This is a genomic window from Streptomyces sp. SCPE 10 (assembly GCF_051980735.1).
Taxonomy (GTDB): Bacteria; Actinomycetota; Actinomycetes; order Streptomycetales; family Streptomycetaceae; genus Streptomyces; species Streptomyces misionensis.
In genome coordinates this window covers 1,408,842-1,431,826 of record NZ_CP197069.1, presented here as the reverse complement: position 1 = coordinate 1,431,826, position 22,985 = coordinate 1,408,842, and the positions used below count along the sequence as shown (strand labels likewise).

28 protein-coding genes and 3 pseudogenes are annotated in these 22,985 nt (G+C 71.5%); 16 read left to right on the top strand and 15 right to left on the bottom strand.

What is annotated here, in order from left to right; genetic code table 11:
- Positions 1-92: 92 nt before the first annotated feature.
- The 3 genes and pseudogenes from ACSP97_RS06750 to ACSP97_RS06740 form a co-directional block, all read left to right on the top strand.
- Positions 93-547 (top strand): annotated as a pseudogene (locus tag ACSP97_RS06750) (IS5 family transposase); the annotation flags it as partial.
- Positions 548-624: 77 nt separating this feature from the next.
- Positions 625-1,107 (top strand): hypothetical protein, encoded by a 483-nt coding sequence (locus ACSP97_RS06745; RefSeq protein ID WP_440556771.1) that lies wholly within the window; start codon positions 625-627, stop codon positions 1,105-1,107.
- Positions 1,101-1,685: a hypothetical protein gene (locus tag ACSP97_RS06740; RefSeq protein WP_440556769.1), complete on the top strand. Its 585-nt coding sequence runs from the start codon at positions 1,101-1,103 to the stop codon at positions 1,683-1,685. Before ACSP97_RS06745 ends, ACSP97_RS06740 begins: the two co-directional genes overlap by 7 nt.
- 14 nt (positions 1,686-1,699) lie before the next feature.
- Here ACSP97_RS06740 and ACSP97_RS06735 read toward each other — a convergent pair whose 3' ends face one another.
- The 3 genes from ACSP97_RS06735 to ACSP97_RS06725 all read right to left on the bottom strand — a co-directional run bounded on the left by ACSP97_RS06735 (position 1,700) and on the right by ACSP97_RS06725 (position 4,290).
- Positions 1,700-2,956, bottom strand: coding sequence for an MFS transporter (locus ACSP97_RS06735; RefSeq protein ID WP_440556767.1), 1,257 nt, complete (start codon positions 2,954-2,956; stop codon positions 1,700-1,702).
- A 54-nt stretch (positions 2,957-3,010) separates the two neighbouring features.
- A complete protein-coding gene (locus ACSP97_RS06730; protein ID WP_355155208.1) occupies positions 3,011-3,436 on the bottom strand; it encodes a RidA family protein in 426 nt (141 codons plus the stop codon).
- A gap of 164 nt (positions 3,437-3,600) precedes the next feature.
- Positions 3,601-4,290, bottom strand: a complete 690-nt coding sequence (locus ACSP97_RS06725) for an HD domain-containing protein (protein ID WP_355326771.1) — start codon at positions 4,288-4,290, stop codon at positions 3,601-3,603.
- 72 nt (positions 4,291-4,362) lie between these two features.
- On the opposite strand from ACSP97_RS06725, the gene ACSP97_RS06720 reads away from it, so the two are divergent.
- Positions 4,363-5,307, top strand: coding sequence for a GlxA family transcriptional regulator (locus tag ACSP97_RS06720; protein WP_358274482.1), 945 nt, complete (start codon positions 4,363-4,365; stop codon positions 5,305-5,307).
- Positions 5,308-5,697: 390 nt separating this feature from the next.
- Here ACSP97_RS06720 and ACSP97_RS06715 read toward each other — a convergent pair.
- Together ACSP97_RS06715 and ACSP97_RS06710 are read right to left on the bottom strand one after the other, a co-directional pair.
- Positions 5,698-6,295, bottom strand: a pseudogene (locus ACSP97_RS06715) (transposase); the annotation flags it as partial.
- Positions 6,296-6,378: 83 nt separating this feature from the next.
- A complete protein-coding gene (locus tag ACSP97_RS06710; RefSeq protein ID WP_440556764.1) occupies positions 6,379-6,993 on the bottom strand; it encodes a TetR/AcrR family transcriptional regulator in 615 nt (204 codons plus the stop codon).
- Positions 6,994-7,116: 123 nt separating this feature from the next.
- Between ACSP97_RS06710 and ACSP97_RS06705 the strand changes: the two genes are divergently transcribed.
- A complete protein-coding gene (locus ACSP97_RS06705) occupies positions 7,117-7,575 on the top strand; it encodes a cupin domain-containing protein (RefSeq protein ID WP_355155325.1) in 459 nt (152 codons plus the stop codon).
- Positions 7,576-7,606: 31 nt separating this feature from the next.
- Here the strand turns inward: ACSP97_RS06705 and ACSP97_RS06700 are convergent, their stop codons facing one another.
- Positions 7,607-8,431, bottom strand: coding sequence for an alpha/beta fold hydrolase (locus tag ACSP97_RS06700; RefSeq protein ID WP_355155327.1), 825 nt, complete (start codon positions 8,429-8,431; stop codon positions 7,607-7,609).
- A 163-nt stretch (positions 8,432-8,594) separates the two neighbouring features.
- Between ACSP97_RS06700 and ACSP97_RS06695 the strand changes: the two genes are divergently transcribed.
- Positions 8,595-8,768 carry a hypothetical protein gene (locus tag ACSP97_RS06695; protein ID WP_440556761.1) on the top strand — a complete coding sequence of 58 codons (174 nt, stop codon included), beginning with the start codon at positions 8,595-8,597 and terminating at the stop codon, positions 8,766-8,768.
- Between the two features lie 210 nt (positions 8,769-8,978).
- A complete protein-coding gene (locus ACSP97_RS06690; protein WP_440556759.1) occupies positions 8,979-9,713 on the top strand; it encodes a DciA family protein in 735 nt (244 codons plus the stop codon).
- Here the strand turns inward: ACSP97_RS06690 and ACSP97_RS06685 are convergent.
- Genes ACSP97_RS06685 through ACSP97_RS06675 form a run of 3 tightly spaced genes read right to left on the bottom strand, consistent with a single transcriptional unit; the run spans position 9,683 to position 10,738 of the window.
- Positions 9,683-9,904 (bottom strand): hypothetical protein, encoded by a 222-nt coding sequence (locus ACSP97_RS06685; RefSeq protein WP_358274487.1) that lies wholly within the window; start codon positions 9,902-9,904, stop codon positions 9,683-9,685. The genes ACSP97_RS06690 and ACSP97_RS06685 overlap by 31 nt on opposite strands.
- Positions 9,880-10,236: a hypothetical protein gene (locus ACSP97_RS06680; protein ID WP_440556757.1), complete on the bottom strand. Its 357-nt coding sequence runs from the start codon at positions 10,234-10,236 to the stop codon at positions 9,880-9,882. Before ACSP97_RS06680 ends, ACSP97_RS06685 begins: the two co-directional genes overlap by 25 nt.
- Before the next feature lie 40 nt (positions 10,237-10,276).
- Entirely contained in the window at positions 10,277-10,738 is a 462-nt protein-coding gene (locus ACSP97_RS06675) for a DUF3887 domain-containing protein (protein ID WP_358679326.1), read from the bottom strand.
- Between ACSP97_RS06675 and ACSP97_RS06670 the strand changes: the two genes are divergently transcribed.
- The 8 genes from ACSP97_RS06670 to ACSP97_RS06635 all read left to right on the top strand — a co-directional run bounded on the left by ACSP97_RS06670 (position 10,712) and on the right by ACSP97_RS06635 (position 18,102).
- Positions 10,712-11,998 carry a tyrosine-type recombinase/integrase gene (locus tag ACSP97_RS06670; RefSeq protein ID WP_440556755.1) on the top strand — a complete coding sequence of 429 codons (1,287 nt, stop codon included), beginning with the start codon at positions 10,712-10,714 and terminating at the stop codon, positions 11,996-11,998. The genes ACSP97_RS06675 and ACSP97_RS06670 overlap by 27 nt on opposite strands.
- Before the next feature lie 46 nt (positions 11,999-12,044).
- Positions 12,045-12,818, top strand: a complete 774-nt coding sequence (locus tag ACSP97_RS06665; protein ID WP_364733433.1) for a HipA family kinase — start codon at positions 12,045-12,047, stop codon at positions 12,816-12,818.
- On the top strand, positions 12,815-13,264 hold the full coding sequence (locus tag ACSP97_RS06660) for a DUF3037 domain-containing protein (protein ID WP_180332113.1): 450 nt from the start codon (positions 12,815-12,817) through the stop codon (positions 13,262-13,264). The genes ACSP97_RS06665 and ACSP97_RS06660 overlap by 4 nt, the downstream gene beginning before the upstream one ends.
- 147 nt (positions 13,265-13,411) lie before the next feature.
- A complete protein-coding gene (gene fabG / locus ACSP97_RS06655; protein ID WP_070028316.1) occupies positions 13,412-14,173 on the top strand; it encodes a 3-oxoacyl-ACP reductase FabG in 762 nt (253 codons plus the stop codon).
- An 11-nt stretch (positions 14,174-14,184) separates the two neighbouring features.
- Positions 14,185-14,949, top strand: coding sequence for an SDR family oxidoreductase (locus tag ACSP97_RS06650; RefSeq protein WP_355155344.1), 765 nt, complete (start codon positions 14,185-14,187; stop codon positions 14,947-14,949).
- A gap of 185 nt (positions 14,950-15,134) precedes the next feature.
- A complete protein-coding gene (locus ACSP97_RS06645) occupies positions 15,135-16,712 on the top strand; it encodes an ABC transporter substrate-binding protein (RefSeq protein WP_440556751.1) in 1,578 nt (525 codons plus the stop codon).
- A 104-nt stretch (positions 16,713-16,816) separates the two neighbouring features.
- Positions 16,817-17,500, top strand: coding sequence for a uracil-DNA glycosylase (gene ung, locus ACSP97_RS06640; RefSeq protein WP_355155348.1), 684 nt, complete (start codon positions 16,817-16,819; stop codon positions 17,498-17,500).
- A gap of 95 nt (positions 17,501-17,595) precedes the next feature.
- Positions 17,596-18,102, top strand: coding sequence for a hypothetical protein (locus ACSP97_RS06635; RefSeq protein ID WP_355155350.1), 507 nt, complete (start codon positions 17,596-17,598; stop codon positions 18,100-18,102).
- 20 nt (positions 18,103-18,122) lie between these two features.
- Here the strand turns inward: ACSP97_RS06635 and ACSP97_RS06630 are convergent, their stop codons facing one another.
- Positions 18,123-18,566: a hypothetical protein gene (locus ACSP97_RS06630; RefSeq protein WP_355524882.1), complete on the bottom strand. Its 444-nt coding sequence runs from the start codon at positions 18,564-18,566 to the stop codon at positions 18,123-18,125.
- A 115-nt stretch (positions 18,567-18,681) separates the two neighbouring features.
- The gene (locus ACSP97_RS06625; RefSeq protein ID WP_355326675.1) at positions 18,682-19,194 is read right to left on the bottom strand and encodes a DinB family protein; all 513 of its coding nucleotides are present in this window, start codon (positions 19,192-19,194) and stop codon (positions 18,682-18,684) included.
- Between the two features lie 128 nt (positions 19,195-19,322).
- Here ACSP97_RS06625 and ACSP97_RS06620 point away from each other — a divergent pair, with 128 nt between their 5' ends.
- On the top strand, positions 19,323-20,234 hold the full coding sequence (locus ACSP97_RS06620; protein WP_440556747.1) for a Gfo/Idh/MocA family protein: 912 nt from the start codon (positions 19,323-19,325) through the stop codon (positions 20,232-20,234).
- Here the strand turns inward: ACSP97_RS06620 and lnt are convergent.
- From lnt to ACSP97_RS06600, 4 genes and pseudogenes are all read right to left on the bottom strand, one after another.
- A complete protein-coding gene (lnt, locus tag ACSP97_RS06615; RefSeq protein ID WP_440556745.1) occupies positions 20,152-21,726 on the bottom strand; it encodes an apolipoprotein N-acyltransferase in 1,575 nt (524 codons plus the stop codon). The genes ACSP97_RS06620 and lnt overlap by 83 nt on opposite strands.
- Positions 21,727-21,809: 83 nt before the next feature.
- Positions 21,810-22,268, bottom strand: a complete 459-nt coding sequence (locus ACSP97_RS06610; protein WP_358274504.1) for a nuclear transport factor 2 family protein — start codon at positions 22,266-22,268, stop codon at positions 21,810-21,812.
- An 83-nt stretch (positions 22,269-22,351) separates the two neighbouring features.
- Positions 22,352-22,666, bottom strand: a pseudogene (locus ACSP97_RS06605) (TerD family protein); the annotation flags it as partial.
- 75 nt (positions 22,667-22,741) lie between these two features.
- Positions 22,742-22,921, bottom strand: coding sequence for a hypothetical protein (locus tag ACSP97_RS06600; protein ID WP_070028291.1), 180 nt, complete (start codon positions 22,919-22,921; stop codon positions 22,742-22,744).
- Between the last annotated feature and the right edge of the window lie 64 nt (positions 22,922-22,985).

The following is a 22,985-nucleotide window of genomic DNA, read 5'->3' as shown; positions in this document are numbered from 1 at the left end:
TTCCGACGTCAGGCCGGCACCGGGACAGGGCAGCCGATGATCGAAGGCCAACTCCGCAGCGTGGGTGGCCATTGTCCCGGTCGTACCTACTCGTGTTGATCGCTGCTGCACAAACGGTTCAACCATCCGTATTTCCCCGTCTGCTGCCGCCGGCGCGGGTGCGTCCGCAGGGCGGTGGGGTCGCGAACATCGATGACGAGGCGGTCTTCGCTGCGATCATCTACGTGCTGGTCAGTGGCTGCGCCTGGCGGGCCCTACCGCCGTGCTTTGGGGCCTCGAAGTCGACCGTGCATCGCCGGTTCCTCATCTGGTCCCGGGCTGGCGTGTGGGGGCAGCTGCACCAGAAGGTGCTCCAGCTCCTGGACGGCCAAGACCTGATCGATCTATCACGAGTGGTCTTCGACTCGGCCCATGTCCGCGCTAAAAAGGGGGCGAACTTGCAGGTCCGAGCCCCGTGGACCGGGGTAAGCCCGGCTCCAAGACGCACGTCCTGTCGGATGCGAACGGACTGCCCCTACGCGTCGGACTCTCCGCGGCCGACACCCACTCGCAGCCGCCCTCTGCTGCTACAAGCGACTACTCGAACTGACCATATAGGACACCGTGTTACTCACCACGGGGGCTGTGGCGCTGGGGCTGCTGGGAACAGCTGCCGCACCGTCAGCTGTGGCCGATCAGTCCGATACCGGACAGCTGCGCGTCACCATCGGCGCGGCGCCCCGGGCCCAGGCGAACTTCGACGTCAAGCACCAGATGACCCTGAAGGCGAACTCCGCGAACTGGTCGGAGAAGTTCTACGTCTCCAAGGCGCGCACGACCCGAGCGGGCAGCGGTGTCGCCGTCAACATCACCGCTGCTTCCGCAGGCGGCACCAAGGCCACCGTCCACTTCCCGCAGGGCCACATCCTCAGCAGCAGCGCGGCCGACGGCACCGTCGGCTACACGACCAGCATCGCGCCCGAAGAAGATCAACCCCAAGGCGAAAACCACATACGCCTACACCTTCACCACGCCCGGCTACAGCCCGGGCGCCTGACGAGGTGCCCCGCTTCCGAAAATGCTCGGGAGCGGGGCACCCTCTCCGTTGAAGGAGGATCCCCATGCTGATCCGTGAGACGACGTTCACCGTCGATCTCGGCGAACACGGCTACCTCATCGGCTTCGACGACGACTACGACTTCCCGACCGAGATGCCGTTCGGCTGGCGCTGCGGCCCGGCGACCGACGCCACCGCCGTCGTCCTGCCCACCACCGACACCGGCCCCCTGCAGATGACCGTCCAGATGCACGACAACCCACCCGATACCGAACCCGGGGACGGCTGGGAACCGGCGGAGGAGATGAGCCTGCTCGCCGACACCCCCACGCTCTCTCTCGCCACCATCGGGCAGGGCGACTTCTGGGACGCCTGGCCCGAAGACCAACCGCCCATCGAGGCACCGGCCGCGGCCGGCAGCGGCGGCTGGGTCCGCATGCGCCTGTACTGCCACGCCGACGACCCCGCGCCGGGCACCGGCGACCACGGGGAAAGGCACCTGGCCCAGCTCTGGCCCGCCCCCCAGACACCGCCCGTGCATCCGGACATCAGCGAAGCGGACCGGCAGGCACGAGCCGAGTACGCCGCGGACATGGCCAAGCCCGTAGAGGACTACACCGCCGAATGCCCCGGCGACGAGGCCGGCTGACGTCCGCAACCAGGTCACGGGCCATGCACGCAGAGCGAAGGGGGCCCGTCCTGGCATCCGGCCGCGGCCGGCGCTTTGAGGCGCGACAGGGCGATCAGCGTCATGAGGGCGAGCGCCACCACGAACCACGCATAGTCCCGGGTCGCGGCCGCGAGGCCGCCGCCGTGCACGACGAGGACCCCGGCGATGACGGCGGGCAGGCCCATGCCCAGGTAGCAGACCACGTAGACCGTCGACAGAACACCGGCACGCTCGTGCTCGGCGACCAGGGGCACGACGGTACGCATCCCTCCCTGGAACCCGGCTCCGAATCCGACCCCGGACACGAAGGTACCGGCGAAGAATCCGGCGAACGAGGAGAGTCCGACAGCCGCGAGGGTCACGAGCGATCCCACCACGAGCAGCGTGATGCCGCAAAGCATCAGGGCCCTGGGGGGCGTGCGCCCGAGCGAGACGGCGGTGGCGGACGAGACCACGGTCAGGACGAACAGACCGAGACCGCCGATCACCGCGGAGCCCGAGCCCGAGAGTTCGTGGGCCAGCGCTGGGGCGAGCGAGCCGTAGAAGCCACCGAGCGACCACACCGCGAAGATCACCGGGGCCACCGTGAGCAACGGAGCGCGCAGGTGTCGCGGCACCGCGAGTTCGGGCACGAGGGAGGAGCGCAGCCCGGGTGCCCGGTCCCCGGTGTCCGGCAGCACGGCGACCCCGGCGGCCTGAAGGGCGAAGACACCGATGAATACGAGGTAGATGAGGTGCGTGGGGGCCGGCAGGTACTGGACGACCAGACCCGACACCAGTGCGCCGACGCCGGATCCCAGCCCCGGGGCGATGGTGTTGGCACGGGTGCCGCGCTCGCGGTCGATGTCCAGCATCGCCGCGCCCAGCGCGCCCAGGGCGCTGCCGGTGGCGATGCCTTGCAGCACTCGCCCGGCGATCAGCGCGCCGACGCCGCCGGCCTCGCTGAACACCACCATGGCGATGGCTTGGAGGGCCAGCGCGGTCAGCAGCACCGGCTTGCTGCCGAGGTGGCCGGACGCCCGGCCGAGCACGAGCAGGGCGGCCAGAACGACGACGGCGTACACGCCGAAGACAACGGTGGTGGTGATCGGGGAGAAATGCCACCGGGCCGCGTAGAGGGCGTAGACCGGCGTCGGCGCGCTCGACGCGGCGAGGAACGAGACGATGATCGACGCGAACAGCGCCAGGCCGGCGCCGCCCGTACGCCGGACGGTCAGGGGGACGTCACTCGGTGGAGTCGTGGTCTTCATCACACACCTCACGGCACTGCTCCGGGGCCCGGGGCGGAGCCCCGGAGCGGTGCTCTATCGGGCCGCGCCATCGGGGTAGGCGGCGGTCGCCTGGATCTCGACGAGGAGTTCCGGGCTGGCGAGGCCACTGACGCCGATGATCGTCCAGGCGGGGTGGGGAGCCTTGATGAGGCGCTGCTTGGCCGCGAGGAAGCCGGACATGTTCTCGCGGATGTCGACGTGATAGCTGGTCACGTCCACCAGATCGCCGAGGTCGAGGTTCTCCAGCCGCAGGATCTCCTCAAGGCGCCGGATGGCGAGCTCGGTCTGCTCCTCGACGGTCTCCCCCGGGACGCCGTCGGGGCGGCGGCCGATCTGGCCCGAGATGAACAGGTGGCTGTGCGAACGGACCGCGGGGGCGTGGCCGAAGCGCGCGAAGGCGCTGGTGGTCCCTCCGAAGACCGGCGAGTTGTCGGGGACCTCTACGTGGTGGATGGGCATTGCGGTGTGTCCTTCTCTCTGGTGTCTGCGCTGAATGTGCGACGACTTCGGTGCTGACTGGTGTGCCGACGTGTGGGGCGGCTTCAGAGCCGACTTCTGCGCTGGCCTGTGAGCCGACTTCCGAGTCGTCTTCGTCGACCGGGTGGCGGACCGGGTGGGGCCGGTCAGTTTCCCCACCGGGAGGAGCTGCAGGCGTGCTCCATCCGGGTCCGGCCGTAGGCCTCGCGTTCCCGAAGGAATTCACCGGGTATCGCGTAACGCGGGGCGTTCCTGGGGTTCTTGGCGGCTTGCGCGACGATCGCGTCGGTGAGCGAACGGATCATCTCCAGCCGCGGGTAGGCGGCGTGGACGACGTCGGCCTGCTCATCGCTGAGAACGTCGGCGTAGGTATTGCCCATCGGGCCGCCGAAGTCGATCGCGACGCCTTCGCGTACGAGCACGCACAGCGTCCCGCGGCGCTCCGCGATGCCAGAGGAGGTGTGCAGGGCGATGGCCTGCCAGACCTCGTCGGCGTCTGCCTCGGACCGTCCGTTCGCGCGGAGGAAGGCGGCAGCCCGGTCGGCGCCCTCGACCTCGAACCGCTGGGTGTGCGGACCGTCCGGCGCCACGCCGAGGTCGTGCATCGTGCAGGCCGCGAACAACAGGTCGTCTTCGTAGTCTCTGCCCGCGGTCAGTCCGAGGCGCGCGGCCACGAGCCGGGCGAACAGGTAGGTGCGAATGCTGTGGTTGAACACCGAGGGCGATTCCACCGGCTTGATCAGTTGTACGACAGCGCCGGTGAGCGGTGTGTCGGGCAGCGCGATCAGGTCGGTGACCGTCTCGGGGTCCACCTGGCTGCGAGTCGATCCGGTCATGTCCACCAGGCTGGCACGCACCCCCCTGACCAGGTGAGTGGCAACCTTGACAGCTATCGATAGAATATTGCCATGACGCCCCACCGAGTCGCGATCCTGGCGTTGGACGGTGTCACTCCGCTCGACCTGGCGATCCCGGCACAGATCTTCAACACCCGCCCGGAGACCCCCTACGAGATGACCGTGTGCGGGCTCGGCTCCACGGTGACGACCTCCACCGGCTTCTCCCTCGTGACCGAAGGCGGCATGGACCACGTGCGCGCCGCCGACACCGTGATCGTGCCGGGGTACGAGCCGGGGAGGGCGCCGCTGGTACGGCCGCCGGAGGAGGTACTGGACGCGCTGGTCCAGACGCGCGAGCGGGGCCGACGCGTGGTGTCGATCTGCACCGGCGCCTTCGCGCTGGCCGAGGCCGGCATCCTGGACGGACTGCATGCCACGACACACTGGCTGCACACCGGCGAACTCGAGCGGAACTTCCCGTCCGTCACGGTCGACCGCGACGTGCTCTACGTCGACGAGGGAGACGTACTCACGTCGGCCGGCGTGTGCTGTGGCATCGATCTGTGCCTCCACCTCGTGCGCCGCGACCTGGGGGCGACCGCGGCCAACCGGATCGCCCGCGGCCTGGTGGCCCCGCCGCACCGTGACGGCGGGCAGGCCCAGTACATACCGGCTCCGGTCACCGAAGCCGGGGAGGCCTCCCTCTCCGAAACCCGGAGCTGGGCGCTGCACCACCTCGACGAGCCGCTCACACTCCGGGTCCTCGCCCGGCACAGTGGTGTCTCACCGCGTACCTTCATGCGCCGGTTCGCCACGGAAACAGGTACCACACCCCTCCAGTGGCTGCTGGGCGCCCGCCTCGGCAAGGCACGCGAACTACTGGAGACCACGGACCACTCGGTGGAGCAGGTGGCCCGGGAATGCGGCCTCGGCACAGCGGCGAACCTGCGTCTGCACTTCCGGCGGACCCTTGGCACCACCCCCACCGCCTACCGACGCACTTTCACTCAGTGACACCGCTCGGGCGCCGACCGGGCCGCCCGCCGACGCACCGGTGCCGGAGGGCGCCGCGGATGCGGGCGTGCGGGGCGGTGGTGTGCGGTCGTATGTGCCGGGGGCCCGGCTGGTGTCCGCACGGCAGGTGGCCGGTGTGGCGGAGGTGGTGGGGCATACGGTCGCGGCCCGCGGGACGTGCTGTGTGTACGGGGACACGGGCGTGGGCAAGACGGTCGCCGCCGAGCAGGCGCTGCATCTTCCGCCCGGCCGGGTGCGGTGTGGCGGGCGGTGGCCGGTGTGGCGCCCGGTCTGCCGCAGTTGCGGGCCTCGCTGTGTGAAGCGCTCGGGCTGCCGCCGGGGGCACTGCCGCACCGGGCCAGGCCGGGCCGGGCCGGCGTCGTTCCCCGGTCACCCGGCGAGGGTGAGGTTGTGGAGACGGGCGATGCCGAGCATGGCGTGGTGGACGCCGTCACCTTTGAGGCGGCAGTCGCGCAGGATCTTCCAGGTCTTCATGCGGGCGAAGGCGTGCTCGATGCGGGCGCGGACCTTGCGGTGTGAACGGTTGTGCTCCTCTTTCCAGGCCGGAAGGTCAGCCTGGTCGGGTGTGGGGCGGTGCGGGATGACCAGGCCGGTGCCCCTGTAGCCGCCGTCGGCGATCACCGTGGTGCGGCCCGACGGCGGCCTTGGCGCCGGACAGCTCCCACGCCTTGCAGTCGTTGCGGTTGCCGGGCAGCGGTCGGCCGACGGCGACGACGAGCCCAGTGCCGGCGTCGATGACGACCTGGTGGTTGGTGGAGTACCGGTAGTTCTTGGACTGCTCGGCGATGCTGTGGTCGCGAGTGGGGACCAGGGTGCCGTCCATGATCAGGACAGTATCCGTGCGGAACCGCTTGCGCTGCTGGGGCGCGAGCGCTGGTCCAAGGTGGTCGATGATGCGGTCGGCCGCGGACTTGGACACCCCGAACGGCGGCGCCAGTTGGCGCAGGGTGAGGTTGGTGCGCCAGTAGGGTCTTTAGCAACCGTCCGGCCAGGGGCCGTGCACGCCGGCGCCACACGGCGGTTCCGGCCGGTCTCCGGGGCGTAGGGACCCTACGGCTTCGGGTCCGGTTGGAGGGCGGCGCGGGTGAGGGACGTCGCGGTCGCCACGACGCCGGCGATGGCGTCCTGCGGGTCCAGGCCGTACAGATCGGTGAGGTTGAAGAGTGCCTCGGCGCTGACCACCACGGCGAGGCTCCGCTTGAGTTGCTCCAGCGCGGCGGGGTCCATCCCGGCGGCCGCCGGCGCCAGCGCGTGGTCGATCAGCCCGAAGCGCAGGCCGGGGCGGGCGGACCGGTCGGGCCGGGCGATGGTTCCGGCGATCATGGCGCGGACCACGCCCTGCCGGGCCAGTACATGGCGCAGCAGGAACTCGGTCGCGGCGGCGACGCGTGCCACCGGATCGGTGGAGTGCTCGACCCCGGCGAGCGCCTCGCCCGGCTCGGGGAGCTGGCCGACGATGGCCTCCTGGAGGAGGCTGACGAGATCGGGGAAGTAGCGGTAGGCCGTGGCCTCGGACACCAGGGCCGCCGCCGCGACGTCGGCCATGGTCACCTCGCGCCCCGTACGGCTCAGTTCGGCCGCGGCCTGCACGATCGCCCGGCGCGTCCGCAGCTTCTGGTTCGCGCGGCCGGTCATGCCGGAGGCCGGCGACGTGGACGAGGGCATGGATCCACCTTTCGGTCCGCGACGGGAGGCGTCTTTCCTGCGATCTTCTGCGATGAAGAGTTGCATCATACGATGCGACCGCCCTATTTTCATGCGAGCCAACTCTCACAGAGGAGTCCGACCATGAACAGCGTCGCGATCGTTCCCCCCGACGGCGGCGAGGTGATCGAGTTGGGACCGGCGAGGATGCGGATCCTGGAGGACGGCGGCACCACCGCGCACCGCCTCGGCATCGGGGAGATCACCCTCGCCCCGCACAGCGCCGGCCCGCCCCAGCACCGCCACGCCGAACACGACGAGGGCTTCTACGTGGTCTCCGGCACGGTCCGGTTCACCGTCGGCCACGACGAGTACGAGGCGCCCGCCGGAACGCTGGTGATGGTTCCGCCGGGCGTGCCGCACACCTTCGCCAACCCGGGCGACGAGCCGGTGGTGATGGTCAACACCTTCACGCCCGACCTGTACGTGCAGTACTTCCGGGATCTGCGCGACGCGGCGGCGCGGGACGGGGAGCTGACGGGTGCGGCCACCGTGCGGGTCATGGCCCGGTACGCGACCACACCCGCCACGGAGTACGACTGAGCCGCCGTCCCGCGCACGCGGTGCTCCGGGTTCAGGCCGCGGCCGGAGCGTTCACCACGGTCCGCGCGAAGTCGCCGATGGCGCCGAGGGTGAGCCCCAACTGCTCGATGTGCGGGAAGTGCCCGGCCGCGGGGACGGGGACGAAGTGGCCGTTGGGGAAGGACTTGGCGTACCCGCGGCCGTAGACGGTGGAAGCGATGCCGTCCTGCTCGCCCCAGACGACCAGGACGGGCACGCCGACGCGGTGCAGGCGCCCGCGCAGCTTCGGGTCGTACGAGAACTCCTCACCGCCGTAGACCGCCAGGGTCCGCTGGTTGGCGGCCCCCTGCGCCCGCTGCTCGTCGCTGAAGGAGGAGAAGTCGGGGCGGAACGCCGGGCCGGCGAAGGACAGTTCGGCGATTTCGGTTGGCGCCAGAGTGCGGACGTCGGCGACGGCGTTCTCCTTCCGCACCGCGTGGATGCCGACCGCGTTGAGCAGGGTGAGGCTGCCTATGCGGGCCCTGGTGTCGCGCAGGGCCATCTCGGAGGCGACCCAGCCGCCGAACGAGCTGCCGATCACCATGACTTCGCTCAGGCCGAGGAGGTCGATCAGGTCCAGGTAGGCGACGGCGAGGTCGGCCGCCGAATCGAACCACTCGGGACGGTGGGTGCCCTGGAAGCCCGGATGGGTCGGGACGACGGTGTACGCGTGCTCGGTCAGCGCGCTCGCCAGACCGGCCATCGTCTGGGGGCCCGCGCCGCCGTGCAGCAGCAGGAAGCCCCTTCCTCCGGAGCTGCTTCCGCGCTCCTCGATGGTCACGGTCAGGCCGCCGGGGAGGTCGACGGTACGGGTGGTGGCGGGAACGGGAGAGGTCATGAGGTACGCCCTTCGTGAGAATCAACTCTCATGAATATAGGTAGGTCGCATCGCTCGTGCAAGTGGGTTCTCACGACGAGAGAGAGCACGCGTCCTGCATTCGGCGCCCACGATCCACCGGCGGTGGACGGAGGTTGCGACGCTCCTTCCGCCGCCTCGTGCCGTGGGTGATCGCCGCCAACACCAGGCCCGGCGCTTCTACGAGCACGCCGGTTTCCGGCCGGACGGCAACTCCACGGACTGGCCGGTCAACGGCGCCCTGATGCCGGAACTCCGCTACAGCAGGGACCTGGAATCGACGAATCACACCCCGCTCGTCGCGCCCGAGTCGGCGTAGGACGATGCCGGGCGGCAATCAGCGTCTGCTCCACCAGGGCCCTGCCGGCCCCGGTGTCAAGGCGGTCGGGGGCCGCGTACAGGACGAGGAGTCCACCGTCCTTGGGTGCGCGGTCCTCCCGGCGGGATGCACCGAGCGCAGCCCACGCGCCGAGCGAGGCCGGGCGAGCGCTGCTGCTGAGGACGGCGAGGCGGCCGGGGCGATGATCGCGTGAGCACCGAGCCGAGCGGGGTCGACCTCGCGCGCCGGGCCCTGGTCGCGGCCCGGGAAGCGGCACGTAAGAACGGGGCCGCCCGGAAGGAGAAGCCGAAGCGGCGCACCGGCACGGTCGTACGCCGTGACGGCCGCGAGCCGCTCGGGCTCGGCAGCGCGATCGGCATGATGATGATCGAACGCGGCATGGCCGCCCCGGCCGCCGGCGGCAGCGTCCTCGCAGAGTTCGAAGACATCCTCGCCGCGGCCGCGCCGGAACTCGCCGGGCACGTCCAGGCCGTGGCGTTCGACGCGGGCACCGGCCGCCTGGACGTCGTCCCCGACGCCCCCGCGTACGGCACGAAGCTGCGCTGGAGCGCGCCGAAGCTGGTCGCAGCCGCCAACGAGAAGGTGCGCGTCGCGAACGTCCGCACGCTGCACGTCTTGGCGCCCGCACCCGTGAAGGCCGGCCCCGCCACGGCGGCCGCCGACCCGGTCCCGAAGTCGGCCGTGCCCGCGGTGCCGGTGGAGCGCCGGACTCCGCCGGACGGCTACCGCCGTGCCATCGAGGCGCACCGTCAGGCCGCCCGCCCGTTCCTGGCGGACCCGGCCATCGCGGAGGCGGTGGAGCGGCAGACCGCCGCGATGCGGGAGCTGAGCCGCCGGGCGTTCCCCGTTCGACGTATCCGCGGCTGTGGGCCGTTCGGCCGTCGCACCAGCTGTCAGCTGGCTTGCCGCCGGCAGGTGAGGTAGAGCGGCAGGAAGACGAGCCACAGGCACAGGCAGCCGAGGGCCCAGGTGGCGGGCTTGCTCAACTCGATCGATCCCGCCGAGAAGTACACGGGTGTTCCGCGCCTGGCGTGGGCCGACGCGTCCTGGTAGATCCAGCCCACGCTCCCGAACAGAATCCCAAGGGGAATCAGCGTGGTGACGTACGACCCCATCGTCCCTTCCTGTGTGCGGTGATGATGCGGGCCGCGGCAGCCGCGTCGTCCGGTGTGATCGTGGGGCGGACTCGGCGGCCGCTGTCGAGCACGAGGGCTGTGTCCTTCTTGGGCCGGTGCGGATCGAAGTTCCACCAGTGGACGAAGTCACCCGAGCCCCAGATGCGCCACCGGCGCACTTGATTCGCGCCGGTCAGCGCGAGCGTCTCGGTGCCCTTGATTGAGGCGTACGGGATCGTCTTGCTCCCCCACGGGTAGGAGCGGCGAATAGTGATCCCATGGTCGTCGCATCTGATCGTGCCGTCGTCGTAGCCAGCCGTGGCCATGCTCATCTGCCCTTCCTGACGCTCCCCATGTGTCCCGGGGGGTGTGTCACGGGGTCTCGGGTGGCAGGACGACCAGGCCTGCGACCTTCTCGTCCGCGTCGAACGCGACGCGGGCCTTCATCTCGCCGGCCTCGTAGCGCAGCGGGATGTCGACGACCGTGTGGTCGCCGATCCGGCGGACAAACGGCTCGCCCTCGCCGAAGCCCTCGAACGCGCCGACGAGGCCGGTGACCGCGGCCAGGCCGTCGAGGCGCACCTCGTCGGTAAAGGCCGCGAGTACTTCGGCGTTGAACGACTGGCGGGCTTCGTCCATACGGCCGTCGAGGACGGCGGCGGCGATCTCGGTAGTGCGGGCGGCGGCGTCGGCCATGCGTACGGTCTTGTCCATGGGTTCTCCCGTTCTCGGGTCGGTGGGCTTGCCGAACCGCTGGAATGCGGCCTGGCGGGTGACGCCGAGCAGATCCCCGATCTCCTGCCAGGTGTGTCCGGCGTCCCGGGACTGCTGCACGCACAGAAGGATCCGATATCCGGGAAAAGGGAAAGAACTGCCCGCTATGACAAGGGGAAGCGGTACAAGGTCGCCGGCATCCCCGGCATCCGCGACCGTTCCTTCGACACCCTTATGGACGCCAAGGCGTGGCTTCGTCGGGCAGCCACGGACGAGGAACGAGGCGGGTTCGTGGACCCGCGCGACGGATCCATCACGCTGGCCGACTACATCATGATGCACTGGGCGCCGGGCAAAGGAGGTGTTCCGAAGACTCAGGACAACCAGGAGCGGAGAGAGCGCCTTCACATCGTTCCGCACCTGGGCGAACGCCCGCTAAGAAACATCACGGCGGCGGATCTGCGTGCGTACATAGCGAAGTTGGAGGCCACTGTCTCCTCGGTCGACTACCGACGCGGCATCCTGTCCGAGCTGTCCTCCATTGTGGAGGCGGCCGTCGACGACAAGCGGCTTGCCAGGAATCCCATGCACGCGAAGTCCGTGCGGTGGCCCAAGGCGCCGCAGGAGCGACGCGAGGCGTGGCCGTTGGAGAGGGCACTGCGAGTCCGCGACGCGATCAGCCCGCGAAACCGGATAGCCGTCGTCGTCGGCCTGGGCTGCGAACTCCGCCGAGGTGTTCGGGTTGAGCCCGGAGGACATCGACCACGCGCGAGGTGTCCTCCATGTACGCCGCCAGATCCAGGCGATCAAGGGAAGGCTGTACTCCGCCCTGCCGAAGGGAGCCAAGACCCGTACCGTCGACATGCCCCCTCGGTGGCCGAGGAGTTGAAGCGCCACGTCGAAGCGTTCCCGCCAGTGGAGGTGGAGCTTCCGTGGGGGAAGCCGGAGGGGCAGCGGAGGAAGTTCTCCCTGCTGTTCACCACACGACTTGGCAACGCCGTCGCGGTGAACACGTGGAACCCCTACACCTGGAAGCCCGCGTTGGCGGAGGCCGGCATCATCCCGCCTCGCGCCGAGGGAGCGAAACCCTGGCAGTGGGCGGCGGCCCCGAAGGACGGCTTCCACGTGCTGCGGCACACGTATGCCTCGATCATGCTGGAGGCGGGAGAGTCCGTCGTGGCCCTGGCGCGCTGGCTCGGGCACTCCTCCCCGGCGATCACCCTCGGTTACTATGCTCACTTCATGCCCGCGGCCGGAAGCAAGGGGCGAACGGCCATTGACGGACTCCCGGGGAGACAGGGACATCTGCATGCCGGTCAAAACTCCCCAGATTCTCCCCAGGACCGTTGGCGGGCGATTCCTACTGTCGCGCCCCCTTGAAGTTGATCTTGCATTGCAAGGCTGAAGAGACGGATGGCCTGGGAAAATGCTGAAAGAGGTCACCGTGACCCGCTACATCACGCCCCTGCGTGAGGGCGGCTCGCTGCCGGGGCTCGTCGAGGGGGACGACTTCGGTACCTATGTCATGAAGTTCACCGGCGCCGGGCAGGGCCGCAAGACGCTGGTCGCCGAGGTGGTGTGCGGGGAACTCGCCCGGCGCCTCGGCTTCCGGACGCCCCGGCTGGTCACCCTGGAGCTGGACTCCGTGCTGGGGCTCGGCGAGCCCGAGCAGCAGGTGCAGGAGCTGCTGCGGGGCAGCGGCGGCACCAACCTCGGCATGGACTTCCTCTCCGGCGCGCTCGGCTACGATCCGCTCGCCTTCGAGGTGAGCCCCGAGGAGGCCGGGCGGATCGTCTGGTTCGACGCGCTGATCAACAACGTGGACCGCTCCTGGCGCAACCCCAACCTCCTGGTGCACCGCGGCGAGGTATGGCTCATCGACCACGGCGCCACCATGATCTGGCACCACAACTGGCCCTCCGCCGAGGCCTCCGCCGCCCGCGCCTACGACGCCTGCGACCACGCCCTCGCCCGGTTCGCGCCCGACATCGAGGCGGCGGCCGCCGATCTGGCGCCCCGCGTCACCGAGGATCTGCTCGCCGAGGTCACCGCCGAGATCCCGGACGCCTGGCTGGCCGGCGAACCCGGCTTCGACACCCCGGACGACCTGCGCCGGGCCTACGCCCGGCCGCTGCTCGCCCGCGCGGCCGTCATCGCCGGCCGCATCACCGGTCTCGGCGGACAGGAGGAGGGCAAGTGAGCGAGACGCACATCCACATGGCCGGTCATGTGACCGAGCGCCACATCACCCGGGCCGGACAGGGCGGCGACCGGGACGTGTTCGAGTACGCGCTGCTCAAGGTCGTGCCCCGGGTGGAGCGCGGCGAGTGCATCAACGCGGGCGTGGTCGTCTACAGCCGGGCCAAGGGGTACGTCGGCGCCCGCACCCATCTGGACGAGGCGCGGCTGCTGGCCCTGGACCCGGCGGCCGACGCGGCCGGCATCCGGGCGGCGCTCGGCGCGATCGAACGCCACTGCGCGGGCGGCGAGGAGGCCGGTCAGGCGGCCCGGGACGACGCCGGGCGCCGCTTCCGCTGGCTGATCGCGCCCCGCTCCACCGTGGTCCAGCCCGGCCCGGTGCACACCGGACTGACCACCGACCCGGCCGCCGAGACGGAGCGATTGCTGGACCTCCTGGTGAGGTAATGGATCACAACGGCCGGATGCGGCGTTGACACCGGGTGCGAGGGCTTCTAGCGTCGTGTGGGCCGAAGATACTAAGCGGTCGCTCACCGCACCAGCGGCCCTCCCGAGGGGCCGCACGGGTTCTCTCAAGGGCGAGGAGAAACAACAATGTCCACCACCGAACAGCGGGTCGCGGTCGTCACCGGCGCTGCGCGCGGCATCGGCGCCGCCACCGCCGTACGCCTGGCGGCCGAGGGCCGCGCGGTCGCCGTGATCGACCTGGACGAGGCCGCCTGCAAGGACACCGTCGAGAAGATCACCGCGGCCGGCGGCAAGGCCATCGCGGTCGGCGCCGACGTCTCCGACGAGGCCCAGGTCGCCGCGGCCGTCGCCCGGGTCGCCGAGGAACTGGGCGCCCCGACGATCCTGGTCAACAACGCCGGCGTGCTCCGCGACAACCTGCTGTTCAAGATGAGCGCCGCCGACTGGGACACCGTCATGAACGTGCACCTGCGCGGCTCGTTCCTGATGACCCGGGCCGTGCAGAAGCACATGGTGGACGCCGGCTTCGGCCGGGTCGTCAACCTGTCCTCCTCCTCGGCGCTCGGCAACCGCGGCCAGGCCAACTACTCCGCCGCCAAGGCCGGCCTCCAGGGCTTCACCAAGACCCTCGCCATCGAGCTGGGCAAGTTCGGCATCACCGCCAACGCCGTCGCCCCCGGCTTCATCGCCACCGAGATGACCAAGGCCACCGCCGACCGCGTCGGCATGGGCTTCGAGGACTTCAAGAAGGCCGCCGCCACCCAGATCCCGGTGCAGCGCGTCGGCGAGCCGGAGGACATCGCCAACGCCATCGCCTTCTTCACCGGCGAGGCGGCCGGATTCGTCTCCGGCCAGGTGCTGTACGTCGCCGGCGGACCGCTCGACTAGGGGGACCGGCAATGACTTCCGCACAACTCCCGCCCCTGTCCGGCAAGGTCGCGCTCGTCACCGGCGCCAGCCGCGGCATCGGCTTCGGTGTCGCCGAGGCCTTCGTGGCGCGCGGCGACCGGGTCTGCATCACCGGCCGCAACGAGGACGCCCTGAAGGAGGCCGTCGAGAAGCTCGGCTCCGAGCGGGTCATCGGCGTCGCCGGCAAGGCGCACGACCTCGACCACCAGAGCGAGGCCGTCGAGCGCACCATGGAGGCCTTCGGCCGCCTGGACCACCTGGTCAACAACGCGGGCACCAACCCGGTCTTCGGCCCCATCGCGGACCTGGACCTGAACGTCGCCCGCAAGGTCTTCGAGACCAACGTCATCTCCGCGCTCGGCCTGGCCCAGAAGGCCTGGCACGCCTGGCAGAAGGAGAACGGCGGCGCGATCGTCAACATCGCCTCGATCGCGGGCCTCGCGCCCTCGCCGTTCATCGGCGCCTACGGCGTCAGCAAGGCCGCGATGATCAACCTGACCCAGCAGCTGGCGTACGAGTTCGCGCCGAAGGTGCGGGTCAACGCGATCGCCCCGGCCGTGGTCAAGACCAAGTTCGCGCAGGCCCTGTACGAGGGCCGCGAGGAGGAGGCCGCGGCCGGCTACCCGCTGGGGCGGCTCGGCGTGCCGTCCGACATCGGCGGCGCCGCCGCGTTCCTCACCTCCGAGCAGTCCGACTGGGTCACCGGTCAGACGCTCGTGGTGGACGGCGGTCTGTTCCTCAAGGCCGGCGTCTGAGCCTCTTCCCGGGCGCCGGATTCCGAACGGACCGGCGCCCGGGGAACCGCACAGCGGACGCCTGGGAGACTGACAACGAAGTCATCCAGAAGTCGATCAACTCACCCTGTTTCAGGGGAGGTTGAGGGTGCTTACGCTGCGGTAGGGTCTGCCGACCTTGGTAGGGCGGATCGAGGAGCGTGCGCGTGTTCCACCGGAACCGATTCCTGCGGAGAGTCGCGGCGATCGCGTCCGTGACGCTGGCGGCCGGCTGCGGGCTGCTGTCCGAAGGGGGCGCCGGCAGCGGCGGCCCGATCGTGGTGGGCACCACCAGCGCCCCCAGCACGCTGGACCCGGCCGGCGCCTGGGACGGCTCCTGGGAGCTGTACCGGAACATCTACCAGACCCTCCTCGCCTACCCCAGCGGCGCCACCACCCCACAGCCGGACGCCGCGCAGAGCTGCTCCTTCACCGACGCCTCCAGCCGCACCTACCGCTGCACCCTGCGCAAGGGCCTGACGTTCGCCGACGGCGACCCGCTGACCGCGCGGGCCGTGAGGTTCTCCGTCGACCGCATCCGCGCCATCGACGCCCCCGGCGGCCCCGCCGGACTGCTCGGCAGCCTCGACCGGGTGGACACCTTCGGCAACCGCGACATCGTCTTCCACCTCGGCAAGCCCGACGCCACCTTCCCCTTCGTCCTCGCCACGCCGGCGCTGTCGATCGTCGACCCCGACGACTACCCGGGCCGCGCCCTGCGCAAGAACGCGGGCGCGGACGGCTCGGGGCCGTACAAGCTCGGCTCGTACCAGGAGGGGCGGCAGGCCGTCCTCACCCGCAACGACGGCTACCGGGGCTTCGCCAGGCGGCAGAACGACGCGGTGACCATCCGCTACTTCCAGGACTCCGCCGGCATGGTCGCGGCGCTGCGCGCCAAGAAGATCGACGTCACCTACCGGGGGCTCGCCGCCGACGACATCCTCGCCCTCCAGCGGGACAACGACTCCGGCCTCCAGCTGGTCGACGGCGCGGGCACCGACATCAGCTACCTGGTGTTCGACCCGAAGGACCCCTGGGCCGGGCGGCCCGCCGTGCGCAGGGCCGTCGCCCAGCTCGTCGACCGGGGCGCGATCGCGCACAAGGTCTACAAGGACACCGTCGACCCGCTGTACTCGATGGTGCCCAAGGGCCTCACCGGCCACACCACCGCCTTCTTCGACGCCTACGGCGACCCGAGCACCGCCAAGGCCCGCGCGGCCCTCCGGGGCGCGGGCATCCAGCAGAAGGTCCCGCTCACCCTCTGGTACACCTCCGACCGCTACGGGTCCGAGACCGCCCTGATGTTCCAGGAGCTGAAGCGGCAGCTGGACGGCTCCGGGCTGTTCACCGTCACCCTGCGCAGCCGCCCCTGGAAGACCTACGTGGTCGGCTACCAGAAGGGCGAGTACCCGGTGTTCGGCCGCGGCTGGTCCCCGGACTTCCCCGACGCGGACAACTTCATCGCGCCCTTCACCGGCGAGCACAACGCGCTCGGCACGCCCTACCCGGCCAAGGAGATCACCGGGACGCTGCTGCCGCGCTCGCGGGCGCGCGGCGACCGCGCGGAGACGGTCAAGGACATGGCGCAGGCCCAGCGGATCCTGGCGACCGACGCCCGGCTGCTCCCGCTGTGGCAGGGCCGGCAGTACGTGGCGGCCAGCGACGACATCGCCGGCGGCGAACAGGCCCTCGACCCCTCCACGATCATGATGATGTGGACCCTGCACCGGAAGACCAGCTGGTGAGGGCCCCGGCTACGCTGGGGCGGGGCCCCTCGGGGCGTTCGTTGTCAGTGGCCGCCTGTAGGTTCTGAAGCCTGCAAGTGACCGCACATCGTGAGGACGTTGACGTGACCGACACCGCCATGCTGCCCGAGTCCTGGCGCGGGGTTCTGGGTGACGAACTGCAGCAGCCCTACTTCAAGGAGCTGACGGAGTTCGTCGAGGAGGAGCGGGCGAAGGGTCCCGTCTACCCGCCGCGCGAGGAGGTCTTCGCCGCGCTGGACGCCACGCCGTACGACCAGGTCAAGGTCCTCGTCCTCGGCCAGGACCCGTACCACGGCCCGGGCCAGGGCCACGGCCTGTGCTTCTCGGTCCGCCCGGGGGTGAAGACCCCGCCGTCCCTGCGCAACATCTACAAGGAGATGCACGCCGAGCTGGACCTGCCGATCCCGGACAACGGCTATCTGATGCCGTGGGCCCGCCAGGGCGTGCTGCTGCTCAACGCGGTCCTGACGGTGCGGGAGGGCGAGGCCAACTCGCACAAGGGCAAGGGCTGGGAGAAGTTCACCGACGCCGTGATCCGCGCGGTGGACGCCCGCCCCGACCCGGCGGTGTTCGTGCTCTGGGGCAACTACGCGCAGAAGAAGCTGCCGCTGATCGACGAGAGCCGGCACGCGGTGGTCAAGGGCGCGCACCCCTCCCCGCTGTCCGCGAAGAAGTTCTTCGGCTCCCGCCCCTTCACCCAGATCAACGAGGCGATCGCCGCCCAGGGCCACGAGCCCATCGACTGGCGCATCCCCGACCTGGGCTGAGGGCGGCCCGCAGCGTGACGGCGCCGCCTGATGGGGAATGGCGGCGGCGCCGGTTAGCGTCGGGGCACGACAGCGGACGATCGCCGGAGGACGCGGTGGCGGAGCGACGGGAACAGACGGCCCTGGACGAGATGCTGACGCGGATCGGGCAGGTCGTGATGCTGCACCACGGCGGCGACCGCGAGGAGGCCCGCAGCCGCTTCCTCGACCTGTGGGCGGAGATCGGCGAGGACGGCGACCCGCTGCACCGCTGCACCCTGGCCCACTACCTCGCCGACACCCAGGACGACCCCGCGGACGAACTCGCCTGGGACCTGCGGGCCTTGTCGGCGGCGCGGGAACTGCCGGACGGCGACCCCCGGGGGGTGCCGGGCTTCTTCCCGTCCCTGCACCTCAACCTGGCCGCCGACTATGTGAAGCTGGGCCGCCCCGAGGCCGCCCGCACCCATCTCGGTCACGCCCGCACCGCCGCCGGCGCCCTCGCGGACGACGGCTACGGCGAGGGTGTGCGGGCCGCGATCGCCCGCCTGGAGACGAGGCTGCGGCAGAGCGGCCCGACGGACGACGGTCCCTGGGGACCACCACGGCAGCGGCCCAGCTGACCGGGCGGCGCCGGGGCCGGTCAATGGCGGCCGTACGTACGTTCGCAGATTTCCGATTCCGGGCTGTTGCCGCGCCAGCCGCCGTACTCGCGGCCCAGGTCGCAGACGTCCGCGGGCACCTGCCGGGAGCGGGGCGGTGCCTGCGCGCTGCGGTGCGGCTGCGGCCGGGAGCGCGGGGGAGTGTGCGCGGGGGCGGGCGGCGGGGCGGGCGGGCTGCCGTGCGGGGCGGACTCGCGGGCTCCCCCCGGCCTCCCGGACGGGCCGACCATCTCCAGTGCCTCCCGGGCCGGCGCCTGCACCTCCCGCGGGGACGCGCTGCCGTCCGTGCCGGGCGCCGAATGCCGCGAGGGCACGGCGCCCGGGGGCGGTCCCGGAGCCGCCGTGTGCCGTACCGTCACACAGCCGGAGAGGGCCGAGACGGCGACGGTGACCAGAAGCGCTGCGGTGGTCGTCGTTCGATGCACCCCCGCAACGATGCTGGTTCCACGTCGACTTGGCAGCAAGGAGTCGAGCCCGATGCCCCCGCCCGGGTGAACTCCCGCACCGAACGGGCGTCTTTGCGGTGCCGCGGGTGACGCCTCAGTCGCCGGTCGCGCCGTCGATCCGCTCCCGGAGCAGGTCGGCGTGGCCGTTGTGCCGGGCGTACTCCTCGATCATGTGGGTGTAGATCCAGCGGAGGCTGAAGGGCTCCTCGGTGAACCGGCTGCGGCCCCGGGAGAGTTCGTCCAGCCCGAGGCCGGCCGCGGCCCGCCGGGCCGCCTCGATCTCCGCCTGCCAGGTGGTGTGCGCCTCCTGCCAGGTGTCGGCATCGGTGACGTGGAAGTCGCCGTCCTCGTCCGCCTCGGAGCAGTAGACGGGGCCCGGGTCGTCGCCCGCCAGGACCTTGCGGAACCAGGCCCGCTCCACCTCGGCCATGTGCCGCACCAGACCCATCAGGGTCAGCTCGGACGGCGGGACGGAGGCGGTGCGCAGTTGTTCGTCGCTCAGGCCCTCGCACTTGAGGGCCAGCGTCCGGCGGTGGTAGTCCAGCCAGCCCTCCAGCATCTCGCGTTCGGGGGCGTTCAGCGCGGGCTCGCGGCGTTCACTCGTCATGCCCGCATCCTCACCCGGCGGACCCGTCGACCACCATGGGTTTTCGCGGCCGGCGACGGCATCGCCCGGATACGGCCCCCGTATGCTGCCGGGGACGTCAGGACGGGCGAGCACCAGGGGAGAAGCGCGTGAAGGTCGGCTGCATCGGACTCGGGGACATCGCGCAGAAGGCGTATCTGCCGGTGCTGGGCGCCCTGCCCGGGGTCGACCTCCATCTGCACACCCGCACCCCCGCCACCCTCGCCCGCGTCGCCGACGGCCTGCACCTGCCGCCCGGACAGCGGCACGAGGAACTCGGCTCCCTGCTGGCCGCCGGGCTCGACGCGGCCTTCGTGCACGCGCCGACCGCCGTCCACCCCGAGATCGTCACCCGGCTCCTGGAGGCGGGCGTCCCGACCTACGTCGACAAGCCGCTCGCCTACCGGCTCGCCGACTCCGAGCGGCTGGTGGAACTCGCCGAGCGGCGCGGCGTCTCCCTCGGCGTGGGCTTCAACCGGCGTCACGCGCCCGGCTACGCCCACTGCCTGGAGCACCCGCGCGAGCTGATCCTCATGCAGAAGAACCGGGTCGGGCTGCCCGAGGAGCCCCGCTCGATGATCCTGGATGACTTCATCCACGTCGTCGACACCCTGCGCTTCCTGGTGCCGGGACCGGTCGACGAGGCGACGGTCCGCGCCCGCGTCCAGGACGGGCTGCTGCACCACGTGGTGCTCCAGCTCGGCGGCGACGGCTTCACCGCGCTCGGTGTGATGAACCGCCTCAGCGGCTCCACCGAGGAGGTCCTGGAGGTCTCCGGACAGGACAGGAAGCGCCAAGTGATCAACCTCGGCGAGGTGATCGACCACAGGGGCGAGCCGACCCTGCGCCGGCGCGGCGACTGGGTGCCGGTGGCCCGGCAGCGCGGCATCGAACAGGCGGTGCTCGCCTTCCTGGACGCGGTGCGCGCCGGGCGGGTGCTCAGCGCCCGGGACGCGCTGGCGACCCATGAACTGTGCGAGCGGGTGGTACGAGCGGTTCAGGACCGCCCCGACGCGGCCTGAGCGCCCGCAGCCCCTCGCCGGCGCACAGCGCGGCCAGCACCAGCAGCGCCCCGTGCACCGGCCAGTCGCCGTGGCGGACGTACGGCGTGACGCCGTGCGCGAGCGGCACGTCGTACACCTGTGTGGTGCTCGCCCCGGTTCCCAGCCACGGGCCGAGGGCCCGCCCGTCCGGCCCGTACGCGGCGGAGACGCCGGTGAGGGTCGCGTGCACCATCGGGCGGCCGGTCTCGGCGGCGCGCAGCGCGGCCAGCGAGGCATGCTGCCGCGGCGCCCAGCTGTGCTGGAAGGTGGAGGTGGAGGACTGGCCGAGCAGCACGTCCGCGCCGTCGTCGGCCAGGTGCCGGCTCATGTCGGGGAACGCGGTCTCGAAGCAGATCAGCGGTCCGATCCGCAGCCCGTGCCCGACGTTCATCACGACCTGTCCGGTGCCGCGCCTGCGGTCCTCGCCTGCCGCCTTGCCCACCGAGGTGGCCCAGCCGAGCAGGGAACGGGCGGGGACGTACTCGCCGAAGGGGACCAGACGCATCTTGTCGTAGCGGTCGCCGGTCGGGCCGTCCGGGCCGACCAGCACCGAACTCTTGTAGATCCCGGGCCGGTCGGAGCGGCGCGCGTCCACGTTCACCAGTACGTCGGCGCCCGTCTCGCGGGACAGCGCGGCGATCCGCCGGGCCAGGTCGGGCCGGTCGGCGAGGTCGTAGCCGACGCTGGACTCGCCCCACACCACCAGGTTGACGTCCTGTCCGACGAGCCGCCGGGTCAGCCGCTCCTCCCGGTCGAAGCGCCGCGCGGCGCTGTCCGGCCCGGCCACGACGCCCGGCTGTACGACGGCGATCCGCGTACTGCCGTCGATCTGCGGGCGCGGCGCCCACGCCCAGGCGGCGCAGGTCGCGGCGGCGGTGGCGGCCACCGCGGCGACCGCCGGCACGCGGGCCGCGCGTACCGAGACCAGCGCGGCCACCGCCACGTTCACGGCCACCACCAGGAAGCTCAGCAGCCACACGCCGCCCACCGAGGCCAGCCGCAGCGCGGGCTCCACCTGCCACTGGGAGGCGCCGAGGAGGCCCCAGGGGCCGCCGAGCCCCTGCCAGGAGCGGACCAGCTCGGGTATCAGCCAGCCGGACGGCAGCACCAGAAGCGCGACCGCGCACCGGCCGGGGGAGGGCGAGCCGCCCAGGTACCGGCGCACCAGCCAGCCCCAGGGCGCCCAGAGCAGGCCCAGCAGCGCCCCTATCAGGAAGATGAACACGTGCAGGCTGGGCAGCAGCCAGTGATGCACGGCCACCAGGTAGCCGAAGCCGCCGCACCAGCCGTCGTACGCCGCCCGCCGGCCGGTCGGTGCCGAGCGGGCCAGCAGCAGCCACGGGACGAGGGCGACGTAGGCGAACCACCACAGCGACGGCACCGGGAACGCGAGGACGGGCAGGGCGCCCGCGAGCGCGACGACGGCCGAGCGCCGCCAACGGGAGGCCGGCGGGCGAACGATCGTCGTCATACGGAGCCTCCCTTACCCCAGGGCTCCAGTGTGCGCGCCGGAAGCGATCTACGACAGGGGGCCTCCGGTCCGGCCGGGCGTCCTCACGCCGGGGCCGTCCGCCGCCACTTCTCGGTGACCACGACCTCGCCGAGCCGCCAGCCCTCGGGCGTGCGCAGCAGCCCGAAGTCGTAGCGGCCGCCGCACTCCACGTCCGGCGCCCCCGAACCACCACCGGCGAAGCGCATCGGGTTCAGGTAGTCGGCCCGCACCCGGGCCGTGTCCCCGGTGTCGTGCTCCAGGGTCCCGAACCGCACCCGGCGGTTGACGATCAGGTGCTGGCGCACGGCGAACCGCGCCAGCTGCCCGGCGAGCCAGTCGGCGACCTGCCCGGCCTCGCCCTCGATCCCGCCGGCCGACCGGTAGTCGGCCCGCCCACCCCTGGTGAACAGCTCCCGGTACGCCGCCCAGTCGCCGTCGTCCACCGTCACCGCGTACGCGGTGACCAGCTCGTCCACGGCCAGCCGGTCCAGCAGGCCCGATAGTTCCGCACGCTGCGTCATCGGCACAGTGTTGGCCACGGCGCGGGCGGAGCCAAGAGACAGGGCGGGACATTCGGCGGGACGGGTGCGTGTGCGCGCCCGGATCACTCGACCTCGATGCCGAAGTCCCGGACCAGTTCCGCGAGGCCGCCCGGGTAGCCCTTGCCGCCCAGGACGAAGTCCCGGTCGCCGGTCGGCCCGCGCCGGAACGAGCCGAGGACCAGGGCGGTCTCGCCGGGGCGCCCGTCGGAGACCTCCAGCCGGCCCAGCTCGGCCCGCGCGCGGTCGAGCAGGCGGATACGGGCGTCGGCGAAGCCGCGGAGATCGGCGCGCGGGTCGGCCCCGGGGTCGACGGCGGCCACGACGACGAGCCGGTCCGCCTCGGCCGGCAGCGCGTCGAAGCAGACGCGCATCGCGGCCGAACTTCGACGTGGTCACGAGCACGCCCTTGTCGGCGCCGGTGTCCTGCGGGTGAGGTGGGCGGGCGGCGGTGGTCAGGCCGCCTGGATAATCTCCTCGCGGATCGCCTCGGCCCACTCCACGACCAGCAGTTCGTACTCCGCGCGTTCCTGGGCCGACAGGGAGCCGCCCGCACGCAGCCACAGCGCCCGGATCTGCTCGTTCACCTCGGCGGCAGACCGTGCGGAACCAGGGGGCAGGGAATCGGGGGACATGTCGAACAGCCTAGGGGCAGGGGCTGACACTGCGCTACCGCGCGGCTACGCAGAACGTATGCGG

What these genes read in the sequence shown, in the direction of transcription:
- ACSP97_RS06625 (WP_355326675.1), bottom strand. Translation starts at nt 19,194, where the DNA reads ATGACGAGTGAACGCCGCGAGCCCGCGCTGAACGCCCCCGAACGCGAG.
- ACSP97_RS06725 (WP_355326771.1), bottom strand. Translation starts at nt 4,290, where the DNA reads ATGACCGGATCGACTCGCAGCCAGGTGGACCCCGAGACGGTCACCGAC.
- ACSP97_RS06730 (WP_355155208.1), bottom strand. Translation starts at nt 3,436, where the DNA reads ATGCCCATCCACCACGTAGAGGTCCCCGACAACTCGCCGGTCTTCGGA.
- ACSP97_RS06665 (WP_364733433.1), top strand. Translation starts at nt 12,045, where the DNA reads ATGCTGAAAGAGGTCACCGTGACCCGCTACATCACGCCCCTGCGTGAG.
- fabG (WP_070028316.1), top strand. Translation starts at nt 13,412, where the DNA reads ATGTCCACCACCGAACAGCGGGTCGCGGTCGTCACCGGCGCTGCGCGC.
- ACSP97_RS06710 (WP_440556764.1), bottom strand. Translation starts at nt 6,993, where the DNA reads ATGCCCTCGTCCACGTCGCCGGCCTCCGGCATGACCGGCCGCGCGAAC.
- ACSP97_RS06700 (WP_355155327.1), bottom strand. Translation starts at nt 8,431, where the DNA reads ATGACCTCTCCCGTTCCCGCCACCACCCGTACCGTCGACCTCCCCGGC.
- ACSP97_RS06650 (WP_355155344.1), top strand. Translation starts at nt 14,185, where the DNA reads ATGACTTCCGCACAACTCCCGCCCCTGTCCGGCAAGGTCGCGCTCGTC.
- ACSP97_RS06735 (WP_440556767.1), bottom strand. Translation starts at nt 2,956, where the DNA reads ATGAAGACCACGACTCCACCGAGTGACGTCCCCCTGACCGTCCGGCGT.
- ACSP97_RS06705 (WP_355155325.1), top strand. Translation starts at nt 7,117, where the DNA reads ATGAACAGCGTCGCGATCGTTCCCCCCGACGGCGGCGAGGTGATCGAG.
- ACSP97_RS06680 (WP_440556757.1), bottom strand. Translation starts at nt 10,236, where the DNA reads ATGAGCATGGCCACGGCTGGCTACGACGACGGCACGATCAGATGCGAC.
- ACSP97_RS06740 (WP_440556769.1), top strand. Translation starts at nt 1,101, where the DNA reads ATGCTGATCCGTGAGACGACGTTCACCGTCGATCTCGGCGAACACGGC.
- ACSP97_RS06600 (WP_070028291.1), bottom strand. Translation starts at nt 22,921, where the DNA reads ATGTCCCCCGATTCCCTGCCCCCTGGTTCCGCACGGTCTGCCGCCGAG.
- ACSP97_RS06610 (WP_358274504.1), bottom strand. Translation starts at nt 22,268, where the DNA reads ATGACGCAGCGTGCGGAACTATCGGGCCTGCTGGACCGGCTGGCCGTG.
- ACSP97_RS06685 (WP_358274487.1), bottom strand. Translation starts at nt 9,904, where the DNA reads ATGGGGTCGTACGTCACCACGCTGATTCCCCTTGGGATTCTGTTCGGG.
- lnt (WP_440556745.1), bottom strand. Translation starts at nt 21,726, where the DNA reads ATGACGACGATCGTTCGCCCGCCGGCCTCCCGTTGGCGGCGCTCGGCC.
- ACSP97_RS06720 (WP_358274482.1), top strand. Translation starts at nt 4,363, where the DNA reads ATGACGCCCCACCGAGTCGCGATCCTGGCGTTGGACGGTGTCACTCCG.